This window comes from Methanocellales archaeon, assembly GCA_028715985.1.
GTDB lineage: Archaea > Halobacteriota > UBA148 > UBA148 > UBA148 > UBA148.
Window position 1 is genome coordinate 207,121 of record JAQUQR010000002.1, and the last position, 18,602, is coordinate 225,722.

At 44.0% G+C, this 18,602-nt stretch carries 19 protein-coding genes and 1 tRNA gene; 6 read left to right on the plus strand and 14 right to left on the minus strand.

The window, feature by feature from the left end; genetic code table 11:
* Positions 1–770 (plus strand): HEAT repeat domain-containing protein (locus PHI74_03575; protein MDD5485090.1); only part of this gene is annotated, 770 nt, incomplete at its 5' end.
* Between the two features lie 358 nt (positions 771–1,128).
* Complete coding sequence (locus PHI74_03580) at positions 1,129–1,545, plus strand: NnrU family protein (GenBank protein ID MDD5485091.1); 417 nt, start codon at positions 1,129–1,131, stop codon at positions 1,543–1,545.
* A 109-nt stretch (positions 1,546–1,654) separates the two neighbouring features.
* On the opposite strand, the gene thrC is transcribed toward PHI74_03580, so the two are convergent.
* Entirely contained in the window at positions 1,655–2,902 is a 1,248-nt protein-coding gene (thrC, locus tag PHI74_03585) for a threonine synthase (protein MDD5485092.1), read from the minus strand.
* 8 nt (positions 2,903–2,910) lie between these two features.
* Positions 2,911–5,643 (minus strand): alanine--tRNA ligase, encoded by a 2,733-nt coding sequence (alaS, locus tag PHI74_03590; protein MDD5485093.1) that lies wholly within the window; start codon positions 5,641–5,643, stop codon positions 2,911–2,913.
* A gap of 82 nt (positions 5,644–5,725) precedes the next feature.
* On the opposite strand from alaS, the gene PHI74_03595 reads away from it, so the two are divergent.
* Positions 5,726–7,033: an NAD(P)/FAD-dependent oxidoreductase gene (locus PHI74_03595; GenBank protein ID MDD5485094.1), complete on the plus strand. Its 1,308-nt coding sequence runs from the start codon at positions 5,726–5,728 to the stop codon at positions 7,031–7,033.
* 28 nt (positions 7,034–7,061) lie between these two features.
* On the opposite strand, the gene rpl12p is transcribed toward PHI74_03595, so the two are convergent.
* From rpl12p to PHI74_03645, 10 genes are all read right to left on the minus strand, one after another.
* Positions 7,062–7,373, minus strand: coding sequence for a 50S ribosomal protein P1 (gene rpl12p / locus PHI74_03600; protein MDD5485095.1), 312 nt, complete (start codon positions 7,371–7,373; stop codon positions 7,062–7,064).
* Position 7,374: 1 nt separating this feature from the next.
* Entirely contained in the window at positions 7,375–8,208 is an 834-nt protein-coding gene (locus PHI74_03605; protein MDD5485096.1) for a 50S ribosomal protein L10, read from the minus strand.
* The gene (locus PHI74_03610) at positions 8,209–8,844 is read right to left on the minus strand and encodes a 50S ribosomal protein L1 (GenBank protein MDD5485097.1); all 636 of its coding nucleotides are present in this window, start codon (positions 8,842–8,844) and stop codon (positions 8,209–8,211) included.
* A gap of 247 nt (positions 8,845–9,091) precedes the next feature.
* Entirely contained in the window at positions 9,092–9,568 is a 477-nt protein-coding gene (locus tag PHI74_03615; protein ID MDD5485098.1) for a 50S ribosomal protein L11, read from the minus strand.
* 1 nt (position 9,569) lies between these two features.
* Positions 9,570–10,031 (minus strand): transcription elongation factor Spt5, encoded by a 462-nt coding sequence (locus PHI74_03620; protein ID MDD5485099.1) that lies wholly within the window; start codon positions 10,029–10,031, stop codon positions 9,570–9,572.
* A gap of 11 nt (positions 10,032–10,042) precedes the next feature.
* Positions 10,043–10,225, minus strand: a complete 183-nt coding sequence (locus PHI74_03625) for a protein translocase SEC61 complex subunit gamma (GenBank protein ID MDD5485100.1) — start codon at positions 10,223–10,225, stop codon at positions 10,043–10,045.
* Positions 10,226–10,232: 7 nt separating this feature from the next.
* Positions 10,233–11,327, minus strand: coding sequence for a cell division protein FtsZ (ftsZ, locus tag PHI74_03630; protein MDD5485101.1), 1,095 nt, complete (start codon positions 11,325–11,327; stop codon positions 10,233–10,235).
* Between the two features lie 37 nt (positions 11,328–11,364).
* The gene (locus PHI74_03635) at positions 11,365–12,171 is read right to left on the minus strand and encodes a D-aminoacyl-tRNA deacylase (protein ID MDD5485102.1); all 807 of its coding nucleotides are present in this window, start codon (positions 12,169–12,171) and stop codon (positions 11,365–11,367) included.
* A 4-nt stretch (positions 12,172–12,175) separates the two neighbouring features.
* Positions 12,176–13,336, minus strand: coding sequence for a cation:proton antiporter (locus tag PHI74_03640; protein ID MDD5485103.1), 1,161 nt, complete (start codon positions 13,334–13,336; stop codon positions 12,176–12,178).
* A gap of 2 nt (positions 13,337–13,338) precedes the next feature.
* Complete coding sequence (locus tag PHI74_03645; GenBank protein MDD5485104.1) at positions 13,339–13,773, minus strand: CBS domain-containing protein; 435 nt, start codon at positions 13,771–13,773, stop codon at positions 13,339–13,341.
* Positions 13,774–13,854: 81 nt separating this feature from the next.
* Between PHI74_03645 and PHI74_03650 the strand changes: the two genes are divergently transcribed.
* Complete coding sequence (locus tag PHI74_03650) at positions 13,855–14,319, plus strand: DUF5806 family protein (protein ID MDD5485105.1); 465 nt, start codon at positions 13,855–13,857, stop codon at positions 14,317–14,319.
* Between the two features lie 383 nt (positions 14,320–14,702).
* Here PHI74_03650 and PHI74_03655 read toward each other — a convergent pair.
* Positions 14,703–14,777, minus strand: a tRNA-Arg gene (locus tag PHI74_03655).
* Positions 14,778–15,600: 823 nt separating this feature from the next.
* Between PHI74_03655 and PHI74_03660 the strand changes: the two genes are divergently transcribed.
* Together PHI74_03660 and PHI74_03665 are read left to right on the plus strand one after the other, a co-directional pair.
* On the plus strand, positions 15,601–16,149 hold the full coding sequence (locus tag PHI74_03660) for a flavin reductase family protein (GenBank protein MDD5485106.1): 549 nt from the start codon (positions 15,601–15,603) through the stop codon (positions 16,147–16,149).
* Positions 16,146–16,589 (plus strand): hypothetical protein, encoded by a 444-nt coding sequence (locus PHI74_03665; GenBank protein MDD5485107.1) that lies wholly within the window; start codon positions 16,146–16,148, stop codon positions 16,587–16,589. Before PHI74_03660 ends, PHI74_03665 begins: the two co-directional genes overlap by 4 nt.
* Before the next feature lie 366 nt (positions 16,590–16,955).
* Here the strand turns inward: PHI74_03665 and PHI74_03670 are convergent, their stop codons facing one another.
* The gene (locus PHI74_03670; GenBank protein MDD5485108.1) at positions 16,956–18,524 is read right to left on the minus strand and encodes a PINc/VapC family ATPase; all 1,569 of its coding nucleotides are present in this window, start codon (positions 18,522–18,524) and stop codon (positions 16,956–16,958) included.
* Positions 18,525–18,602: the final 78 nt, after the last annotated feature.

An 18,602-nucleotide genomic window follows, 5' to 3' on the forward strand; every position in this document is an offset into this window, starting at 1 on the left:
TCATTCAGGCTCTGAAAGATGAAAATTGGTATGCTCGAGAGGAAGCAGCAAAGGCTCTTGGAGAAATAAGAGATGAAAGAGCAGTAGAACCTCTTATTCAGGCTTTGCAGGATGAAAAGTGGGATGTTCGAAAGGAAGCAGCAAAGGCTCTTGGAGAAATAGGATGGAAGCCTAGAGATGATGCAGAGAAAGTTCGTTACTTAATGGCAAAGAGTGATTGGGGTGGTTGGAATGAATTAGTGAAAGTTGGAAAGCCAGCAGTAGAACCTCTTATTCAGGCTTTGAAGGATGGTGATCGGCTTGTTCGAGAGGAAGCAGCAAAGGCTCTTGGAAAGATAGGAGATGAAAGAGCGGTAGAACCACTAATTCAGGCTTTGAAGGATGAATACCATTATTACCCGGAGAGTGTTGGAATGGTAGTCTTGGAAAAGTACCCTGTCCGAGTAAAGGCAGCAGAAGCTCTTGGAAAGATAGGAGATGAAAGAGCAGTAGAACCACTAATTCAGGCTTTGAAGGATGAAGATTGGGATGTTCGAGAGGGAGCTGCAGAGGCTCTTGGAAAGATTGGAGAACCGGCGGTAGAACCTCTCATTCAGGCTCTGAAAGATGAAAATTGGTATGCTCGAGAGGAAGCAGCAAAGGCTCTTGGAGAAATAAGAGATGAAAGAGCAGTAGAACCTCTTATTCAGGCTCTGAAGGATAAATATAGCAATGTTCGGAAAGTTGCAGAAGAGGCGTTAGAGAAGATTCAAAAAGGCAAGGGAAAATAATCCGTAGAGAAGCGACCAACAGCGTAACACGGTGTAAAAGACTGCGCTTCGCTCATTCAAATTTGCCTTCGGCAAACTTCTTTTACACCGATACCATTAGTCGAAATTTGAACTATCAATTTTCCGTGTTTTCCAATACCTTCCAGTGAAGTTTAATACTAAGGTATTTTAAACCGCTATCAAACACTCTGCAAAACAGGTGAAAAAAGATGTCTTTGAATACTATGAATAAATATATTTTATTTACAATGGAGTATTAACCATGGACCCAATTTTTTTTATCTGGTTTGGGATATGCTTCATATGCTACATACTCCGTACTTCATTTCACGTATTAGACAATAAAAAAAGTAATTTAGTGAAAAGCAAAAAACTACCTGCCATAATGTCAGTTACAATGTTTTTCCTATGGTTTTCATGGTTTCCCATGTCTTTTTTTGATCCAATCAAAATGAATATTTCTTTGGCAAAATACTTCGGATTTATACTGTTCTTAGCGGGATTTGCCCTTGTTATACTATCGCACCTAAAAATAGCGGGATTTGTTAGTGATGAACTAATCACAACTGGCATATACTCGAAGATAAGGCATCCGATGTATTTAGGGTTTATACTCTGGATTGTTGGTTTTCCCATGTTCATGCAGAGCCTTATCACTCTTGCATCATCGATTATATGGATGCCACAGATTATGTACTGGAAAACATCAGAAGAAAGAAAGTTGGAGAAGAAATACAAGGGTTATAAAGAATACAAAAAGAGGACGTGGTTTTAGAGGGTAAGCATACAAATAAATCATTTATTAGAAAACGTGAACATTTATTAGAAAACGTGAACTCAAAATGTCTTTACAATTTTGATACTCTTTTGTAGTCTAACACGGTTTATGCTGTTCTCAGCATCGGTGCAACATCCAAAGATTTAGAACCTTCAACAGCAAGCAAGCCACGTATCGCTTCTATATCTGCCTCGACCACCATTGGCTTGCCACAAACGCCTATCACCTCTTCGGGATCCTTCAATAGATGCCCCGTGGTGACGCAAACAACGCGCTCGTCCGGCTGGATCACACCTTCCCCCCTCAATTTTTTGAGACCTGCGATGGATGCTGCGCTGGCAGGCTCCACACCGATGCCCTCAAGGCGGGCGAGACTTTTTTGCGCCTCGATGATTTCGTCGTCTGATACCTTTTCGGCTATACCACCCGAATTGTATATCGCACGAAGCGCTTTCGGCGCGTTCACCGGATCGCCGATTCTTATGGCAGAGGCAATGGTCTCCGGATGTTTCTCAGGTACGATTTTCCTGGCGCCTTTACTAAAAGCATCAACGATGGGACGCGCTCCCTCCGCTTGAATGCCCGTCATCCTGGGAATTTCCTCGATGATGTCGAATCGCTTGAACTCTGAGAAGCCCTTGTAGATGGCGGAAATGTTGCCAGCATTGCCAACCGGAAGGACGACCCTATCCGGCGATTTCCAGCCCAGTTGATCTATGATTTCAAAGCCGATGGTCTTCTGTCCCTCCAGTCGGAAAGGATTGATTGAGTTAAGCAGATAAAATTCCCTTTGCTCGCATAATTCGCGCACCAGCCTAAACGCATCGTCGAAGTTGCCCCTGATGGTGATCACCTTAGCTCCATGCATCAGTGCCTGGGCTACCTTGCCCATGGCGACCTTGCCCTCCGGCAGCAGCACAACGGCAGAAATGCCTGCTTTTGCGGCATAGATTGCCAGGGATGCAGAAGTATTGCCGGTGGATGCACATGCGACCGTCTTCATGCCCAGTTCGATTGCCTTCGACACGCCGACGGTCATCCCCCTGTCCTTGAACGAGCCCGTTGGATTCAGCCCCTCATTTTTGACGTATAATTCACGAATGCCGATTTTTTTCGCAAGCCTGTCGCATTTGTAAAGCGGAGTTCCCCCCTCTTTTATGGTTACGGGCTCCATCTTGATAGGCAGAAGCGAGGCATATTTCCATACGGATGGTGGTTGCTTTAGCTTTTGAACCCTGAGGTCGATCTTTGAATAATCGTATATGACGTCCAGGAGTCCACCACATCTCTGGCATGTATATATGACTTCTGTATCAGAGTATTGGGCTTTACATTCGATGCATTCTAGTAACATCTTAAATTTCACCTGAGTTGTTTTTTAACCAATTCTATACCTTGCTTCATGGCCTGATCCAGCTTTGCTACATCTGGACCGCCGCCCTGTGCAAGTTGCGACGTCCCTCCTCCGCTACCGCCTATCTCTTTACACACCTCTCTTACGATAGAGTCAGCATGGATGCCTCGTTCTATTGCATGATTACCTGAAGCATCACATATATATGCCCTGTTCGAATCAGCAGTCCCAAGAATAACAACGATGTCTGGATGTTTCTCTGTCAAATGCGATGCAACTTCCCTCAGTTCCTCGGCATCAGCACCCGGCAGAGTTTTCGAAATTATGCTGATATCACCACCGATCAACTTTAGATCCTTGATTAAATCTGACTCTCTGGACTTTGCCAACTCCTCTTTCAATCTGGCCTTCTCCTTTTGGAGTTCTTTCCACTCCCTGAAAAACTTATTGGCAGTCTTTGGAATGTCATCTGGGGAGACTCCCCAAAGATCGGACAGCTCTCTTAAAATTGATGCCTGACGCTGTATTTCCTTAATCGCACGCTCTCCGGAAACGTATTCCAATCGAACCACGCCATCCTGTATTCTTTCTGAGTTTATGATCTTGATGAGTCCCACCTGCGAGGTACTCTTCACATAGGTCCCCCCGCAGGCTTCGACATCATATTTGCCGATGGCGACGATTCTCAACCTCTTTCCGGGAACTGCGCCGCCCTGATAGATCCTCATGCCATGCTTGCTTTCGGCTTCGTTCCTCGGCATTTCCTTGATCAGAATTGGGACGTCTTCCATCACGACATCATTGGCTACTTTCTCTATTTCCTGGATTTGTTCAAAGCTCAATGATTTGTAGTGGGTGATATCCAATCTGGCTTTTTCCAACGTTTTTTCCGCGCCTGCCTGCCATATGTGATCTCCCAGAACCTTCCGAGCAGCGTAATTAACGATGTGCGTGGCAGTATGATGCTCTGATAAGATTTTTCGCACCTCCCAATCTATTATGCCACGAACCTGATCCCCTTGAATGGGCTTCTCTAAAACATGGATGACGACTCCATTATCCTTGATTACATCAAAAACCTTTACGCCGTTGATCGTTCCGGTGTCATGTGCCTGTCCGCCACTCGTCGGGTAGAAAAGCGTTTGATCAAGCACTATCTTGGTCGGGGTAATTCTCTGCAGGACCTTTGCCTCAAACTCTCTCGAATCAGGCTCTTCCCAGAAAAGCAACTTTGTCTGGGGTATTCTTTCGAGGTCGTGACCGGATATTTCCCTTTTTTGCTCGGACTTTTCATGCAACATCTGCACCCTCAAATAAAAATCATCTGGTATTACGATAGAGGAGTCAAACTCTTTCAGGGTATTGGGGGTTATACCCTGGGAATCGTATAATTTGACCAATTTTTCTATATCGAACTTCTCCTTTCGTCCGATCATTCTTTTTACCAGTTCCCTGTTTTTCTTGAGGGTCTCCTCATATCGCTTTTTCTCGACTTCCAATATATCAAATAGGCTTCCATAGTCTTTGAGTTCCGTAAACCATGCCCCAAACTCCGTGATATGGAGTTTGAATAACTGCTCCAGATCCACATCGAGACCGTATTCATCGATTAGAGACCAACACCGCCTTAAGAGGTTTCTGAGGTTATACCCCCCACCCACGTTGCTTGGCAGTGCGCCGTCATGTATTGCAACCAAAAGCGTTCTCGTATGATCTGCCAAAGCGTATAATGCCCTTACTTTGTATACCTCTCCTTTTAGCGTGGAAGGCTCAACGCCCACCTGTTTAGCTACAGCATTCCACGTAGAGCTTACATCGTCGATTTCCTCCACGTTCAGCAAACCCGCATATCTGGCGAATTTATTCCACAGCACCTTATCGGGAACGATGTCTGTCTTTTCATACAGGTAGCGCATAACCTTGGGGAATACCGTATCATAGGACATTGGCGTTCCCTGGGTAAACCAGGACCACCTCTCCAGTCCTGCCCCCATATCGATAACTTTTGTGGAGAGCTCCCTGTAATCGCCGTCTGGCAGCAATTGATATTGAATATAAACTTGATTGCCCAGCTCAAGACCCCTTGAGAAGAACTCTATGCATGGACCAAAATTCCCTCCGCCTGCCCAGACCTCTTCTTGGAAAAACAGTTCTTCGGAGGGGATTCCAAGTCCCCTTGTTAAAAACTCATGTATCTGGGTTATGCCCTCCTCTTTAAAATAGATGAATTTCTTCGGAGTGTTAAACACGTGTTGTCCGACCATTATAAAACCGGTGTAATGCCTGCCTGTGATTCCGACGCTGTCGATGTCCGGAAACCTGAGGCAAAACTGCGGCTCAAGAACTGCATCAGCTGGTGGAGCCACTTCCCCGGAGACCACGTAGGGCTGGAAGTCGTTGATACCGGCGGTCACGAAATAGAGCTGATCATACCATCTGCATACGACCGGATACCTGTCCAAAGGAACATAGCCCCATTTCTCAAAAGTATCCACGTATACATCCCAAGCTTCTTTATAGTCGAGCTTTTTGGTGATGCTCTGATCGATGAATCGGTAACCCCCGCTACATGCGGGTTCATCGCAGAAGTCTCTCGGATTCATGCTCCAGAAACCGCTGCCACACCTCTTGCACACGCTCCTGGAAAAACCCAATGAGCCTAAAGCTTCCACCGGGTAAAACTTCCCATAATTATTAAAGAATCGGGACTTCATTTCCTTTTTTAGCTCTTTATCGTTCATACCCATCTATCGCTCACATCAGAGGACAATATGCATTCATGTTCAAAAAAGTATTTGTCCTAAGATGTGATACCAGTGGATGATGAAAAAGGTGATCATTGTCGGCGCAGGTCCTGCCGGATTGTTCGCAGCCCTGGAGCTAATGGATAAAGCAGAAGTTCTTGTCATAGATAAGGGGAAAAACATAGAGGAGCGTTCTAATGGCGTCCAGGGGGTCGGAGGTGCCGGCGGCATATCAGACGGCAAGCTAAACCTTCATCCAAAAATAGGGGGAGATCTGACAGAGTTTGTTAGCGAAGAAAAAGCCTATGAACTGATCGATCGCGTAGATGAGACGTTCGTAAAGCATGGCGCCCCGGAGGGTAAGAGTTCTTCAGCTGAGGAGCTACTTCGAAGGGCAGCCTCCTCTGGCATTGAATTCCTTCCCATCAAGCAAAGACACATAGGGTCGGACAAATTACCTGCTTTGATCAACTCGATCAAAAGAGAATTGGAAAGGGGCGGAGTGAGATTTCTTTTGCAAACTAACGTCGAAGATGTCCTAATCTCAGATGACGGTGTAGAAGGCGTCTTGACTGAAAAGGAGAAGATCGAATCCAACTATGTCATCTTAGCTCCAGGCAGGGCAGGTTCACATTGGCTTGGTCATGTGATGAAAAAGCATGGGATCCCCCTCAAACATATGCCCATAGATATAGGCGTACGTGTAGAAGTGCCATCCAAGATCTATGAAGACATAACAGAGATCAACTGGGACCCAAAATTTAGAATGAGGGTGCCGACACATGATGACCTTGTCAGGACTTTCTGCACCTCACCGTATGGTTTCGTGGTACAAGATCCCTATGGGAATGCAGTCGGCGTCAACGGACATTCGATGAGGCATAAAAGATCAAATAACACGAACTTTGCCTTTCTCGTGAGGATTGGTCTGACCGAGCCCGTGGAAGATACAACAGCATACGGATATTCGATAGCACAGCTCGCTACGACGATAGGAGGTGGAAAACCGCTCCTACAGAGGCTGGGCGACCTAAAGAGGGGAAGAAGGTCGACATGGGACAGGATTAAAAGAAGCTATGTTACGCCAACGCTGCAAGAGGTTACTCCAGGCGATATCTCCATGGTATTGCCTTACAGGATATTGACTGACATACTGGAGGGCCTCAATATGCTCGATCATGTAGTGCCAGGCGTAGCATCCGATTCCACATTACTCTATGCACCAGAGATCAAATTTTCTGCCATGCGCATAATCACAAAAGAGGGATTCAAGACGTCCATCAAGGGATTATATGCAATAGGCGATGGAGCCGGTGTTAGCAGGAGCATAGTGAGCGCAGCAGCTACTGGATTGATAGCGGCTGAGCACTTAATTGCAAATCTTTAGCCCTTTAGCCTTGCAAATCTTTAGCCCTTTAGCCGAACAAGGCACTAAGACCTTCCATCCCCGTCTCTTCTGCCTCTTCCTTCTTCTTTTCCTCTTTCTTTTCCTCTGCTACTGATGCGGCGGCTTCTGCATGTGTAGTCGCTGCTGGAGCTTGCACAGGCGTGAAAGCTGCTTGGGAGATTGCCTCCTCTATATTAACTCCCTCAAGTGCAGCTATAAGAGCTTTTACCCGCGAGGGATCGGCATCGATTCCAGCTGCTTTTAGCACTGCATTTACGTCTTTTTCTGTGATATTTTTTCCAGAATTATGCAACAATAGGGCAGCATATACGTATTCCATATCAAACACCTTTCTTTTCTATCAACTTAGATAATGAAGTCACTTGTGCGTACGCTTTATAGATAATACTTTCCATAACGTCTGGTTCAAAGATCGTTGCTTTTATAGCAAGATTTCTCGCACCAGTAGATGCTTTCGATAGCAACGCATGGATAGTCGCTTTGTTTGGATATCCTAGGCTGATTGCTAGATTAAAAGCATTTTGTACTGCTGACGTGAAATCTGAAAAGTATTTGAGCTCATCGATTGCAAGAACTTCATAGATAATGCCATTCTCATAGGCGGCACGTAGATCCAAACCAACTTCCATCGGATGTATCTCCAATCGTCTGAGCATTTCCGCTAGTTTGGGAGATATGGGCTCACCTTTTTTAGCTACAATTTTTGTCTCCCTAATTACCACTTTACCGCCCTCAATAGCAGCGGATATGCCGGCGTTTTGCAGCTCACCCACGATAGGACCTGGTTTAAAGGAAGTGGGACCCTTCTCAACTAGGATGTCTTTTGGTGGGAGATCCCCGGGCTTTGCCGGCGATGGTAACTTACTCTTCTCAATCAGCCTATATAATTTGAAGGGATCTATCTCAGAGAAAATGAGTGCCGTCTGATCTTCAATGAAATTACCCATGGGACGGATTTTTTTATCAGACTCTTCCAGCGCGCGTTTGATGAGCGTATTTCTTGACATTTTCAGGATTGCTGTTCCACGTAAATCCCTCCTCATGGATTGCAATTGTTTGGCTGGCATGCCCCTCATGCCAACCAGTCCTACCATGGAGTGGGCCTGTATGTTTTGCTTGATGCCCTCGATTTCTTCTTTCTTCCATTCTTTCATTCAAAGCACCCTTACAGAAGGTCCCATCGTAGTTTTCACATATATCGAACGAATTTTTTGTTTTTCTACCTTTGCCTCAAGTCTTTTAATGACCGTTTCGATGTTCGCTGCAATCTCCTCAGGAGCCATGCTCTCGCACCCAACGATCGTATGGAATGTCACTTTATCCTTGGACCTTATCTTGACGGTCTTTCGTAACCGTTCTATGGGTTTAGCGACATCAGACCCCGGCGGGATTGGACTTGGCATATTCCCCCTAGGGCCAAGCACCGGACCCAAGCTTTTACCAATGGAGGGCATCAAAGACGCTTCTGCAATAAAGAAGTCATGCTCATTGGCAAGGGTCTTGGCCTGCGTTTTGTTCTCTCCGAGCACAGTGATTTGTTCTGGTGAGATTATTAAATCTGCACCTGCTTTTTTTGCATTCACTGCAAGTTCACCAGATGCAAAAACCGCAATCTTCACTGGCCTGCCCAGACCATTTGGCAGAATGATCTCCTCCTCAATCCTGTTTTGAGGCTGGCTCATATCTATGTTTCGCAAGTTAATTGCCAGATCAATGCTCTCGGTAAAATTTCTTTTTACTGGTCTCTCTAGGGCTTTTTGAACAGCCTTTAATATATCCCTCTGTGCCATTTCATCCCTCCGTAGTGTATGCGACCGATCGGTCTACTACGGTGTTGGGTTTCAAAGTTATCCCAACCTATACTTTAATCTATCGGTGAATAGCCCCAGTAATCTCTCAAAAGATGGTTTTTGTAGATTGAAGATCGAGGAGGGGATGGTAAGGGATTCAAAATTCTTCTGGAGGTGATAGGATCACAAGATTACAAAATAGAGAGAAAAGGAAAAATACGGTAAAAGAAGAGCAATCATAAAGCCCTTAACCTACAAGAAGATTATCATACTTTCCTTTGTCAATATCTCGGATTACTTCTTTGGCTTTTTGACCCCCCACAGTGACTCCCATTGATAGACATGTTCCGAGTGCTTCCTTAACGGTATTTTTCAAGGTAAGCGAAAGCATAGAATCTTGTTTCATTTTAGCAATGCGCATAACCTTCTCCAAAGAGAGGTCCCCCACGAAATCTGTTCCCGGCGCGCCAGACCCTTTCTGGATGGCAAGTTCTTGCATGATTAAAGTCGACGTGGGCGGTGTTCCCACCTCTATGGACACGTTCTTTTTAGCATCTACGGTTAACTTAACGGGAACCTGCATTCCATTAAATTCCTTCGTTTTTTCGTTGATCTCGTCTACCACTTGTTTGATGTTTATCCCAAGCGGACCTAATGACGGTCCTAGCGGAGGGCCTGGATTAGCATTTCCTCCTGGAACTAGGACTTCTATGACTTCTACCATTTCATTCCTCCTCTTCCTTGCTTAAAACTCGTACATGGTCTCCCCTTACAGTAACTGGAATAGGAACCATCGCTTCGAACAACTCAAGGGTGATCTCTTCTCTGGCCTCGTCCACTCGCTTAACCCGGGCTTTTTCACCTTTAAAAGGCCCTGCGATCAACTCGACGATGCTACCCTCGGAGATACCAGTAACAGTTGGCTTAGGCGTCAAGAAATGTTCTACTTCTGCCAGTGTGGTGCTGCCCTTAACCATTCCCTTAGCGTGGGGAATGCCTTTAATCACCTGATCTACTATCTCAGGAGCTGATGATTCAACCAATACATAGCCTTTCAGCTCATCTGGAACTAAAATAGCCCTGATATCATAGCCTTCTTTTTTGACAGCTTGCTCGATCAGGTTCGCAACTGGTCTTTCTTGATTTGCAGTAGTTTTTAACACATAGATAGGTATTTCATTTGACAATAGATATCCCCCTATTTACCGATGATGAACTGCGGCATGCTAGTCATGACAAGATAAATCAAAAAACTTATTAAACCGATTAGTAAGATGCCTGCACCAGCAATTTTTGCAATCATAGCAAACTCTTCTCTACTCGGTCTTCTCGTTAACTTGAGAATTCGCGCGTACTCACTGAGTTTATTTGACTTATCCAATATTTATTCACCCTAAGAAGTCGATACCGAACTTATGTGTAGTCCCTACTGTTTTCTCTGGTTTGCCATAGATTTGAGGAGATTTTACTCCAGTGATGATAAGCATGGTCCTAACAGTACGCTCCAGCTCTGGGTCGACTTGTGCCCCCCAAATCAATCTTGCATTTGGATCAACGCGTCGATAAACCTCTTCTAACGCACCCTCTGCCTCTGCAACGGTCATATCAGGTCCACCGGTTACGTTTACCAACGCCGCAGTTGCACCAGAGACATCGATATCCAATAGCGGAGATTTCAACGCTTTCTTTACAGACTCTGTAGCCCTATCTTCACCATCTGCTTCTCCTAAGCCGATCATCGCCACACCACCGTTCTCCATAACCGTTCGAATGTCTGCAAAGTCAAGGTTAACTATGCCAGGTTTAGTGATCAGTTCAGTGATCCCCTTGACTGCCCGCATAAGCACCTCATCAGCTACTTTAAATGCGGCTTGTAAGGGCAATCTTGGCACTACCTCCAGTAATTTATCGTTTGGCACAACTATCACGGTATCGGCAACATCCCTCAAACGATCCAAGCCTGCTTCAGCGTTTGTACTCCTAACCACACCCTCCACCGTAAATGGAAGTGTAACAATCACAATCGTTAGTGCATCGGAGTCCTTAGCCGCTTGAGCTACGACGGGTGATGCGCCAGTACCAGTACCGCCACCAAGACCGCATGTGACGAATACGACGTCTGCACCGTCTAAACATGCTCGAATCTCGTCTTCGCTTTCCCTCGCAGCTTCCTCACCTATTTGTGGAATGCTACCGGCGCCAAGTCCTCTGTTCCTCTTGCGCCCTATCAAGAGTTTTTTATCAGCAACGATGTTAAGTAAATGTTGGGCATCTGTGTTCAATGCAATTAATTCTGATCCCTCGATTCCCTCATCGACCATTCGTTGGATTGTATTCGATCCAGCACCACCGCACCCGATGACAACGATATTGGTCTTAAGCCCACTCAAAACTTTCTCAAGGTCCTCATTGGTCTGAGGATTGCGCTTAACTTGAGTTTTAGCTTCAGACCTTGTAATCGCCTCCTCTATGATAGATTTCATTTTAATTTTCCTCCCATAACTCATAGCTTACAAGGATTTATAAGTTTTTGTGAGAATTCACTCTGATATCGCCTTCTTGAAGTACCGTACATCCAAGTTTTTGTATGAGATTACACAAGCGATCACGTTGCTGAGCACTTGTTCTGGGATCGAAATATGCAAGATTTGCACTGGACTTCTCAAATGCTTGTTGGAGCATGAATTCGTCCACCTGGTACAGAGCATGATCAGGAAATATATGCCCAAATGCGATGTCAGAATTAAAGATCAATTTCGTCAGCCTACGGGCATAATGAGGGCCGCCAAGACCGATTGCTACTCTGCCGGAGGCAACTTTTAATGTCAAGATGGCATTTGCTATAGTCCTTGCTGGAGCTTCAAGACACCACTGATTTTTTGTGCTTCCGATTTCGACATACAACGAAGGTGTATGCAAAGAAGAGGGTCCATGATGCGTTGCCTCCATTGTCACCTCATCTTGGTAGGATTTTAATGATAGTAACAGAGCTCTAGCAGCATGAGGGGCTGCTATAGCTAATTCTCTTGGTTTTCCCCCGAATTTAGCATCAGAAATGTTTCCTGTGAAATGTACTGTCAACATAGAACGTTTATCCTTGCCCTCATGTCTGGAGACAAAAATGATCAAATCTGATTTGATGCCATCATCTTCCATTTTTCCGTCAATTCCATCCTGATAAAGATGCGATGCCTCTATTTCGATAAGCCTGAAATCCTTATATTCATATCCTTTGTCGACTGGTTTCCATCTTGCAGATTCTAACAGCTTGTTCCGGATATTTACGCTAGCCGGATCTTTCAGGGAGGAGACAATGGTGATGTTCATCTGGTCACCTGCGATGCCTAGTAAGTCCAATTACATATTTCAAAGCGATGGGGGTGAATAGAACAGATATTGCCACCATCAATATCACTGCTGAAAAAACCTCGGACTCGATGATTCCCATAGTTTTACCTATGCTAACGATGACTACTCCAACTTCAGCTCTCGGTATCATACCAACGCCAAAAATCAAGCTGTCATGGGAATCAAAACCAACAAGCTTTGATCCTATGAAGCCACCGATCACTTTTCCTGATAATGCGAGGATTGTGAGAACTGCTGCGAATAAGCCTGCGGTGATTAGTGCGCTCAGATCGACGGACAAACCGATTAAAACGAAGAAAATTGGGACAAATATACCATAAGAAACACCGTTGACCTTGTTTTGCACATCTCTGATCTTGGCAAACGGGAGGTTGGAGAGCAACAGACCGCCAAGAAAAGCCCCTATAACGGCATTTAGACCTAACTCATCTGCTAAAAAGGCAGAAAACAATGCCACCACAATCACGCCAGTAAATACCGCTTCCTCCACATGCATCTTATGGATGTATTCAAAGAGCTTTGGGAGTATGTGAAGCCCAAAGATGATCATTATGAGTATGAAGGTAACTAACTTACCACCCATGGTCAAAAGTTGACCCACCGATATCTTTGAGTATAATGCTATTTGCATGAGCACTGCCAAAGTGAATATAGCTATGACATCATCCAATATGGCTGCCGATAAAATGGTTGATCCAACTTTGGTTGACAGTTGCTTAAGATCTATCAAGACCCTAACCGAGGCACCTATGGAAGTTGGGCACAATGCAACACCTATGAACAGGGATTCCAAAAACGTAAAATTGAACACATTACCCAGAAGAAAACCAAAGAGGAACGGGACTATAACGCCAAATATCGTCGGAGGGAAAGATTGCTTTAACATGCCCTGTAATTCACGCAGATTTACCTCTTTATACCCTGTCGTAAACAAGAGGAGAATTACGCCAAGTTCTGCTAAGAACTTCAAGATCTCATTGTCCGGATCGAGGGAGAACATCATTCCAAGGAAGATGCCAGCAGAGATTTCACCCAAGATGCTTGGAAAGCCAACTCTCTCAAAGAATTCTCCAAACGCCTTTGCCAACAATAAGATCAAAATGACCTGGAGAAGTATATGCATTCTCAATACCTTTTCCCATAAATCTCATTGATGATGTCCCTCTTGGCAAGGACACCCAGGAGTTTTTTGTCAGCAACAACCCACATCCTATTGATGGAATTTTTTATCATTAAAGTAGCAGCCTCCTCTAGGCTCGCATTTGGAGAGATCGTTATGGGGTGAGGATCCATTATCCCTTTAGCATCTTCACCCAGCAACATAGTGATCGACCGACCGAACATCGCTGAAGGTATGCTACCTATCAAAAGACACTGTAAGACTATATCCTCGTTGACCACTCCCTTCAACTCTCCTTCGGATGTGACGACCGGATAGCTGTGATAGTGGTATTTCTTGAACAACCCCAGCAAATCCTGCAGAGTGTCATCTTCCTTGACGGTCACGACATCCCTTGTCATTATATCCTTTACATTGGTGCCGATTTCCGCTTTTGTCATGGATGAGGATATATGAATGAGCATGCCTTAAAAACTTTCTTAAGTAAGATGGACATATTGTAAACCAATGGTTGGAATAGCATGGATGAAAAATATTGTAAGTTCAAGAAATTCGATAAGGAGCAATATAATGAGGTAACTCGCTTCTTAAAGAAGCGCACGCATCTAACGGCAAGGGAATGGGCTATTGCTCGGCTATGCGCAGATTTTCAACATTCCGGAAGATCAGAGATTACACGAATAGGTGAACATCTACCAGAACTGGTGCCATTCATGAAAGAGCCCTATTCGCGCCAAGCGGTTTCCATGGCAAGAGCAGCCTTTAAGAAAAAGGTTCTGAAATCAGGAACCACCTTCTTTTATGCCTATTATTCCGGATTGGTCTCCATGGAAGATATCGTCGATATGATACATCAGATCTCAGAGAACATAGAGTACTTGCTCAATGTTGGAGAAGGGAAAATTCCAAAAGGGGATTTGGATGTCGAAGTTCAGCAAAAGGTGGTAGAGGCACTAAGACAGATCAATGATGCTTTTGGAAAGTAGTTTAGATCGCTTTGCGTCCAGAAGTGTTATGAACAGCAAACATATATATTAAATTTCAATTCACAATTCCTTTCGAACCCCTACAATGCATTCTGCAAAAAATGGTTGTTCACAATCAAACTAAAACTGATGCGCAATGTATCAATCCAATTGATGATGTAAAAAAATAAAAGTTTACCCTCCATCTGGGAGGCAATTTTTACAAATGCCAATGAGTAAAGAGATCACAAGGAAAAATAAGCCTATTTTTTCTCAGATAAAAGTTATGCATATTGCATTATTTATTTTATATTTTACCATTTACCAGTAATGACAAGATAGTTCATGCCCTCCTCTTTTTGTTTCATTCCAACATACGACTCTACAAAGATATACACGATTTACGGACGTGAGGGGATTTGAACCCCTGATCTACAGTTTAGGAGACTGTCGCCTTATCCTGGCTAGGCCACACGTCCCGCATGAGTCACATATTTGTGTAAACATGTCAATATGTATCTGGTTATAAATAAAATATGTTTTCAACTTAGGTCTATCTATAAATAATGCCCTAATAAATCCATATGTCCCAACCCATGTATTTATTTTAACCACTATAGGGATATACAAAGATTCTTAAACACAGTTCTCAAGCAATTAATTAATGTTACGACCATAAATATTCTCATGAGGAGAATACCGCTCGAAATGAGGAAAATACTGTTTGAATGATTTAGCAACTGACCACAGTACTAAACTAAATTTGACTCTCTGCATTCTAAAAGCAATTAAGGGGAAGCTATTACTTGTAATAGAGCGGCTTACAGAGATTAACAAATACAGCAATTAACAAATTATGTAACATGTCTACCTACCAAAACAAGCATCAAATATTACTCAAATATCCTCCGAATTTCAAATCTTGAGAAGGTGCAACTTGCCCCTAAAGTGCTAATTTTAGTCGACTTTAAACGCAAAGCTAGGAAAAACTATTAATAGTTTCTCTCAGTTCATAATTTACAAACATCATTCCTCCCCTATCCTAGAGGGCATTTTCCCCCACCACCAATGATTAAAAATAACAACCAGACCATATAAAGGCATAAACAAAACACGAATGACACAAAAAATAGAGCACAAAAAGAGTGCGTAGCGGTATAAAAAAATTGGATATGGGCGTGTTCGTAGCATAGAAATCATTAAAATTGGGATCTGAACAAAGTGGTAAGATCAGCCAATTTGAGATAAAACTACCAAAGGCATTGTAATCCACCCATAAATAAGGAGGCATAATAGCGATAAATGAAACTAAAAAAGACCGATTACTATAAGCTATTAGTTAGACCCGTGGTCGTCGTATCTACAATCTCTGAAAAAGGCATTTCAAATGCGGCACCTTTCAGCTTTAGCACCCCATTGAGCTTCAACCCCCCATTGTATGGTTTTTCCTGCTCACCAGAGCACCATACATGGAGGAATATCAAAGAAAACGAGGAGTTCGTGGTAAACATAGTTGGAAAGGATCTTGGCCCACTCATGCACCTTCTTGAGCAAATGTTTCCCTACGAGGTCAGCGAAATTGAAAAGGCTGGATTAACTGAAGAAAGATCAAAAAAGGTAAGTCCGCCAAGAATTAAAGAGGCAATAGCGTGGATAGAGTGCAAACTGGAAAGTTTTGAAGAGATAGGAGACCACATGTGGATCGTTGGCAGTGTTCTGGAAGCGGATGTCAAAGACGAATTCTGGAGCGAAGTGATCGATGTAGAAAAAGCAAGCCTTTTGTGCCACATAAGTGGAACTTTTTTTGCAACTGAAATGAAAATGAAGAAGTATGAAAGGGCTATGAAATGACCATAAAGCCAGTTGAAGAGATAATTAGGGAGATAAAAGAGCACTATGACGAGGAGCCAAAAGGATGGAGAGTATTGAGAGGAAAAGACCAGCGAGGACATTATAACACCTATATCTCAAGCCCTACGTTTTTATGGCAGATGAAAACAGAACTTAAGAACCCATATCAGCCTGTGGGAGTGGGTACGATTGTGACAGAAGATGTGAGCAAAAAGATCAAAAGAATCATGGATACCGGTGATCCTCTTCCGTTTGCAGAGATATATCCTCAAAAAAAGGATTTCGCAATAATCGCCATGGGAATCGGGAACTATTCTCCGGAGTCTACTGATAGGCTAAGAGGGATCATTTCGAGCAAGCAGAGAAAGCTAGAGTCAGACCTGACCTCGAGTCTCAATAAATTGCTACAGAAAGAAGGTCTGTACATGGGATATATTTAGGGGTATTGTTAAGTTCTTCGCACAACCATTTTCGGCAATTTATTTACAGAATTGAGACTTTATGTGCAAGATCGACTTTTTGCGCAAAGGTGTACCAATATTTAAAGATTCCATCAAGTGGATTTAAGACGAATGGAAGAAGTATCAGGGGGTTATAACTCTCGTCCAGCATTATGATAAAGGGATTATCAAAAGTGGGATATTCCTTATAATTTTTTGAAGCTTTCAAGAGGTGGCTTCAAGGGGCTTGCATCCTGTCAAGGGCAAGCCGACAGACCTGACCCGATAAGGAGGATTGGACACAAGCCACCATTCTCAACCAACAGTTCCATTCATCGCGCTCTGTAGGAGACTTGGCCACCTATTTTAATCTTCCCTTTCGCAAACATCTATGCTGATTCCAAGAATGCCTTCTATTCGATCTATATTCTTACCACCTTTGCCTAAGATCCTAGGGATATCTTGCTCATCAAGATAGACGATAGCTTTTCCGTCTGAGATCATCAAAACATCTACTTGACCACGTGCATACTTGCTAATTACCTTATGGATTTCCTTTTCCGCCAGAGACCACGCTGGTTTGCTTAGATTGTCAACAGGCATGACCACAACTTGGTCCCCATATGAATATATCTCGTATTCCGTACGTCCCGACTCAAAGTCCACCACATCTATGACTGGCCTAGCCAAATCCTCCTCGACCATTCCATTAGGCACTTTCACTTTGAACATCACGTCATATACCTTTGCGATTTCACCCATATCGATGAATATAACCGTGTCAACGATCTGCGGGATGATGCCCAGCTCAACCCTTCCTATCAATCGTTGCACCGCATCTATGGCCCTGTTGGAGTGAACCACCCCCACCATTCCCACACCTGCTAATCGCATGTCTGCAAATACACGAAAGTCGGATGTCTTTCGCAATTCGTCATAGATTGTATAATCCGGTCTGACCAGAAGAAGTATATCTGCAGTAGCAGCCATGTCGTTTTCCAGAGGAGCGTACTGCGTAATCTCATCTGGTACCTGAAGATCTCTGGGGGATTCCATGGTCTTCACCACATATCCACTCTTTTGCAGAAATTCTGCCACACAGGCCGCAAAAGTAGACTTTCCAGCACCAGGCGGTCCAGCAACGACGATCCCTCTTTGCCTCTCAACCAACCTTGCTTTTAATTCATCACAAAATCGATAGTTATCTAGCGTGACTTTCGCAATAGGGCGTACTGCCGTTATTTCCATGCCGTCCGAGAAAGGCGGGCTAGCTATCGCGATTCTCATAGATCCAAGCTGGACGATGGTGACTCCTTTCTTTTCAAACTCGATAAAGCCGTCAGGATCACTCTTGGCTCTTTCCAAGATTTCATGTGAGATTTCGCGCAGTTCCTTCTCTGTACAAGGTTGATCTCTTATCTTAACCAATCGCATCTTTCCGACCGTGCCCCTCTTTGCCATTGGTCGAACCCTAGACTTCAAAAGTACGAACATCGTGTCATCGGTGAAGAATTTCTGGATAGAAAGGGGGCCAAACTCCTCCTTCTCTGGATACAGATAGATGACTTCCAGCCCTTTTGCTCGAGCTACCTCTGACTGTACGATATCACTAGTGATGAAAATGGCTTTGTGCTGAACCGCTACAGCCCTAATTATGGCATCGATCGCCCCCCTAGATGCAAGCCTGATCTGCTCAAGCGTGGGAATTTCACCTGTGTATTCCAATGTGATCTTGCCTTCTTTTGCCATCTCGTTTAATTTCTTGAGTTCCTCCAAGCCACTGAATCCAATATCTCTGCCTTTGTTAGCCTGTGCCTCAAGTTCTGTGACCACTGCCTCCGGTATGAGAATTTGGGCTCCATCGAACTCGCCTCTCTCTATTTTAGCGGTAATCCTTCCATCTATGATGACACTTGTATCTGGAACTAGTTTCAATTTTTTTCACCCCAACCGATTAATTATTGTTATTATGATGTGTAATATACTTGCCCTGCAGAATGGGGGGCATATCCC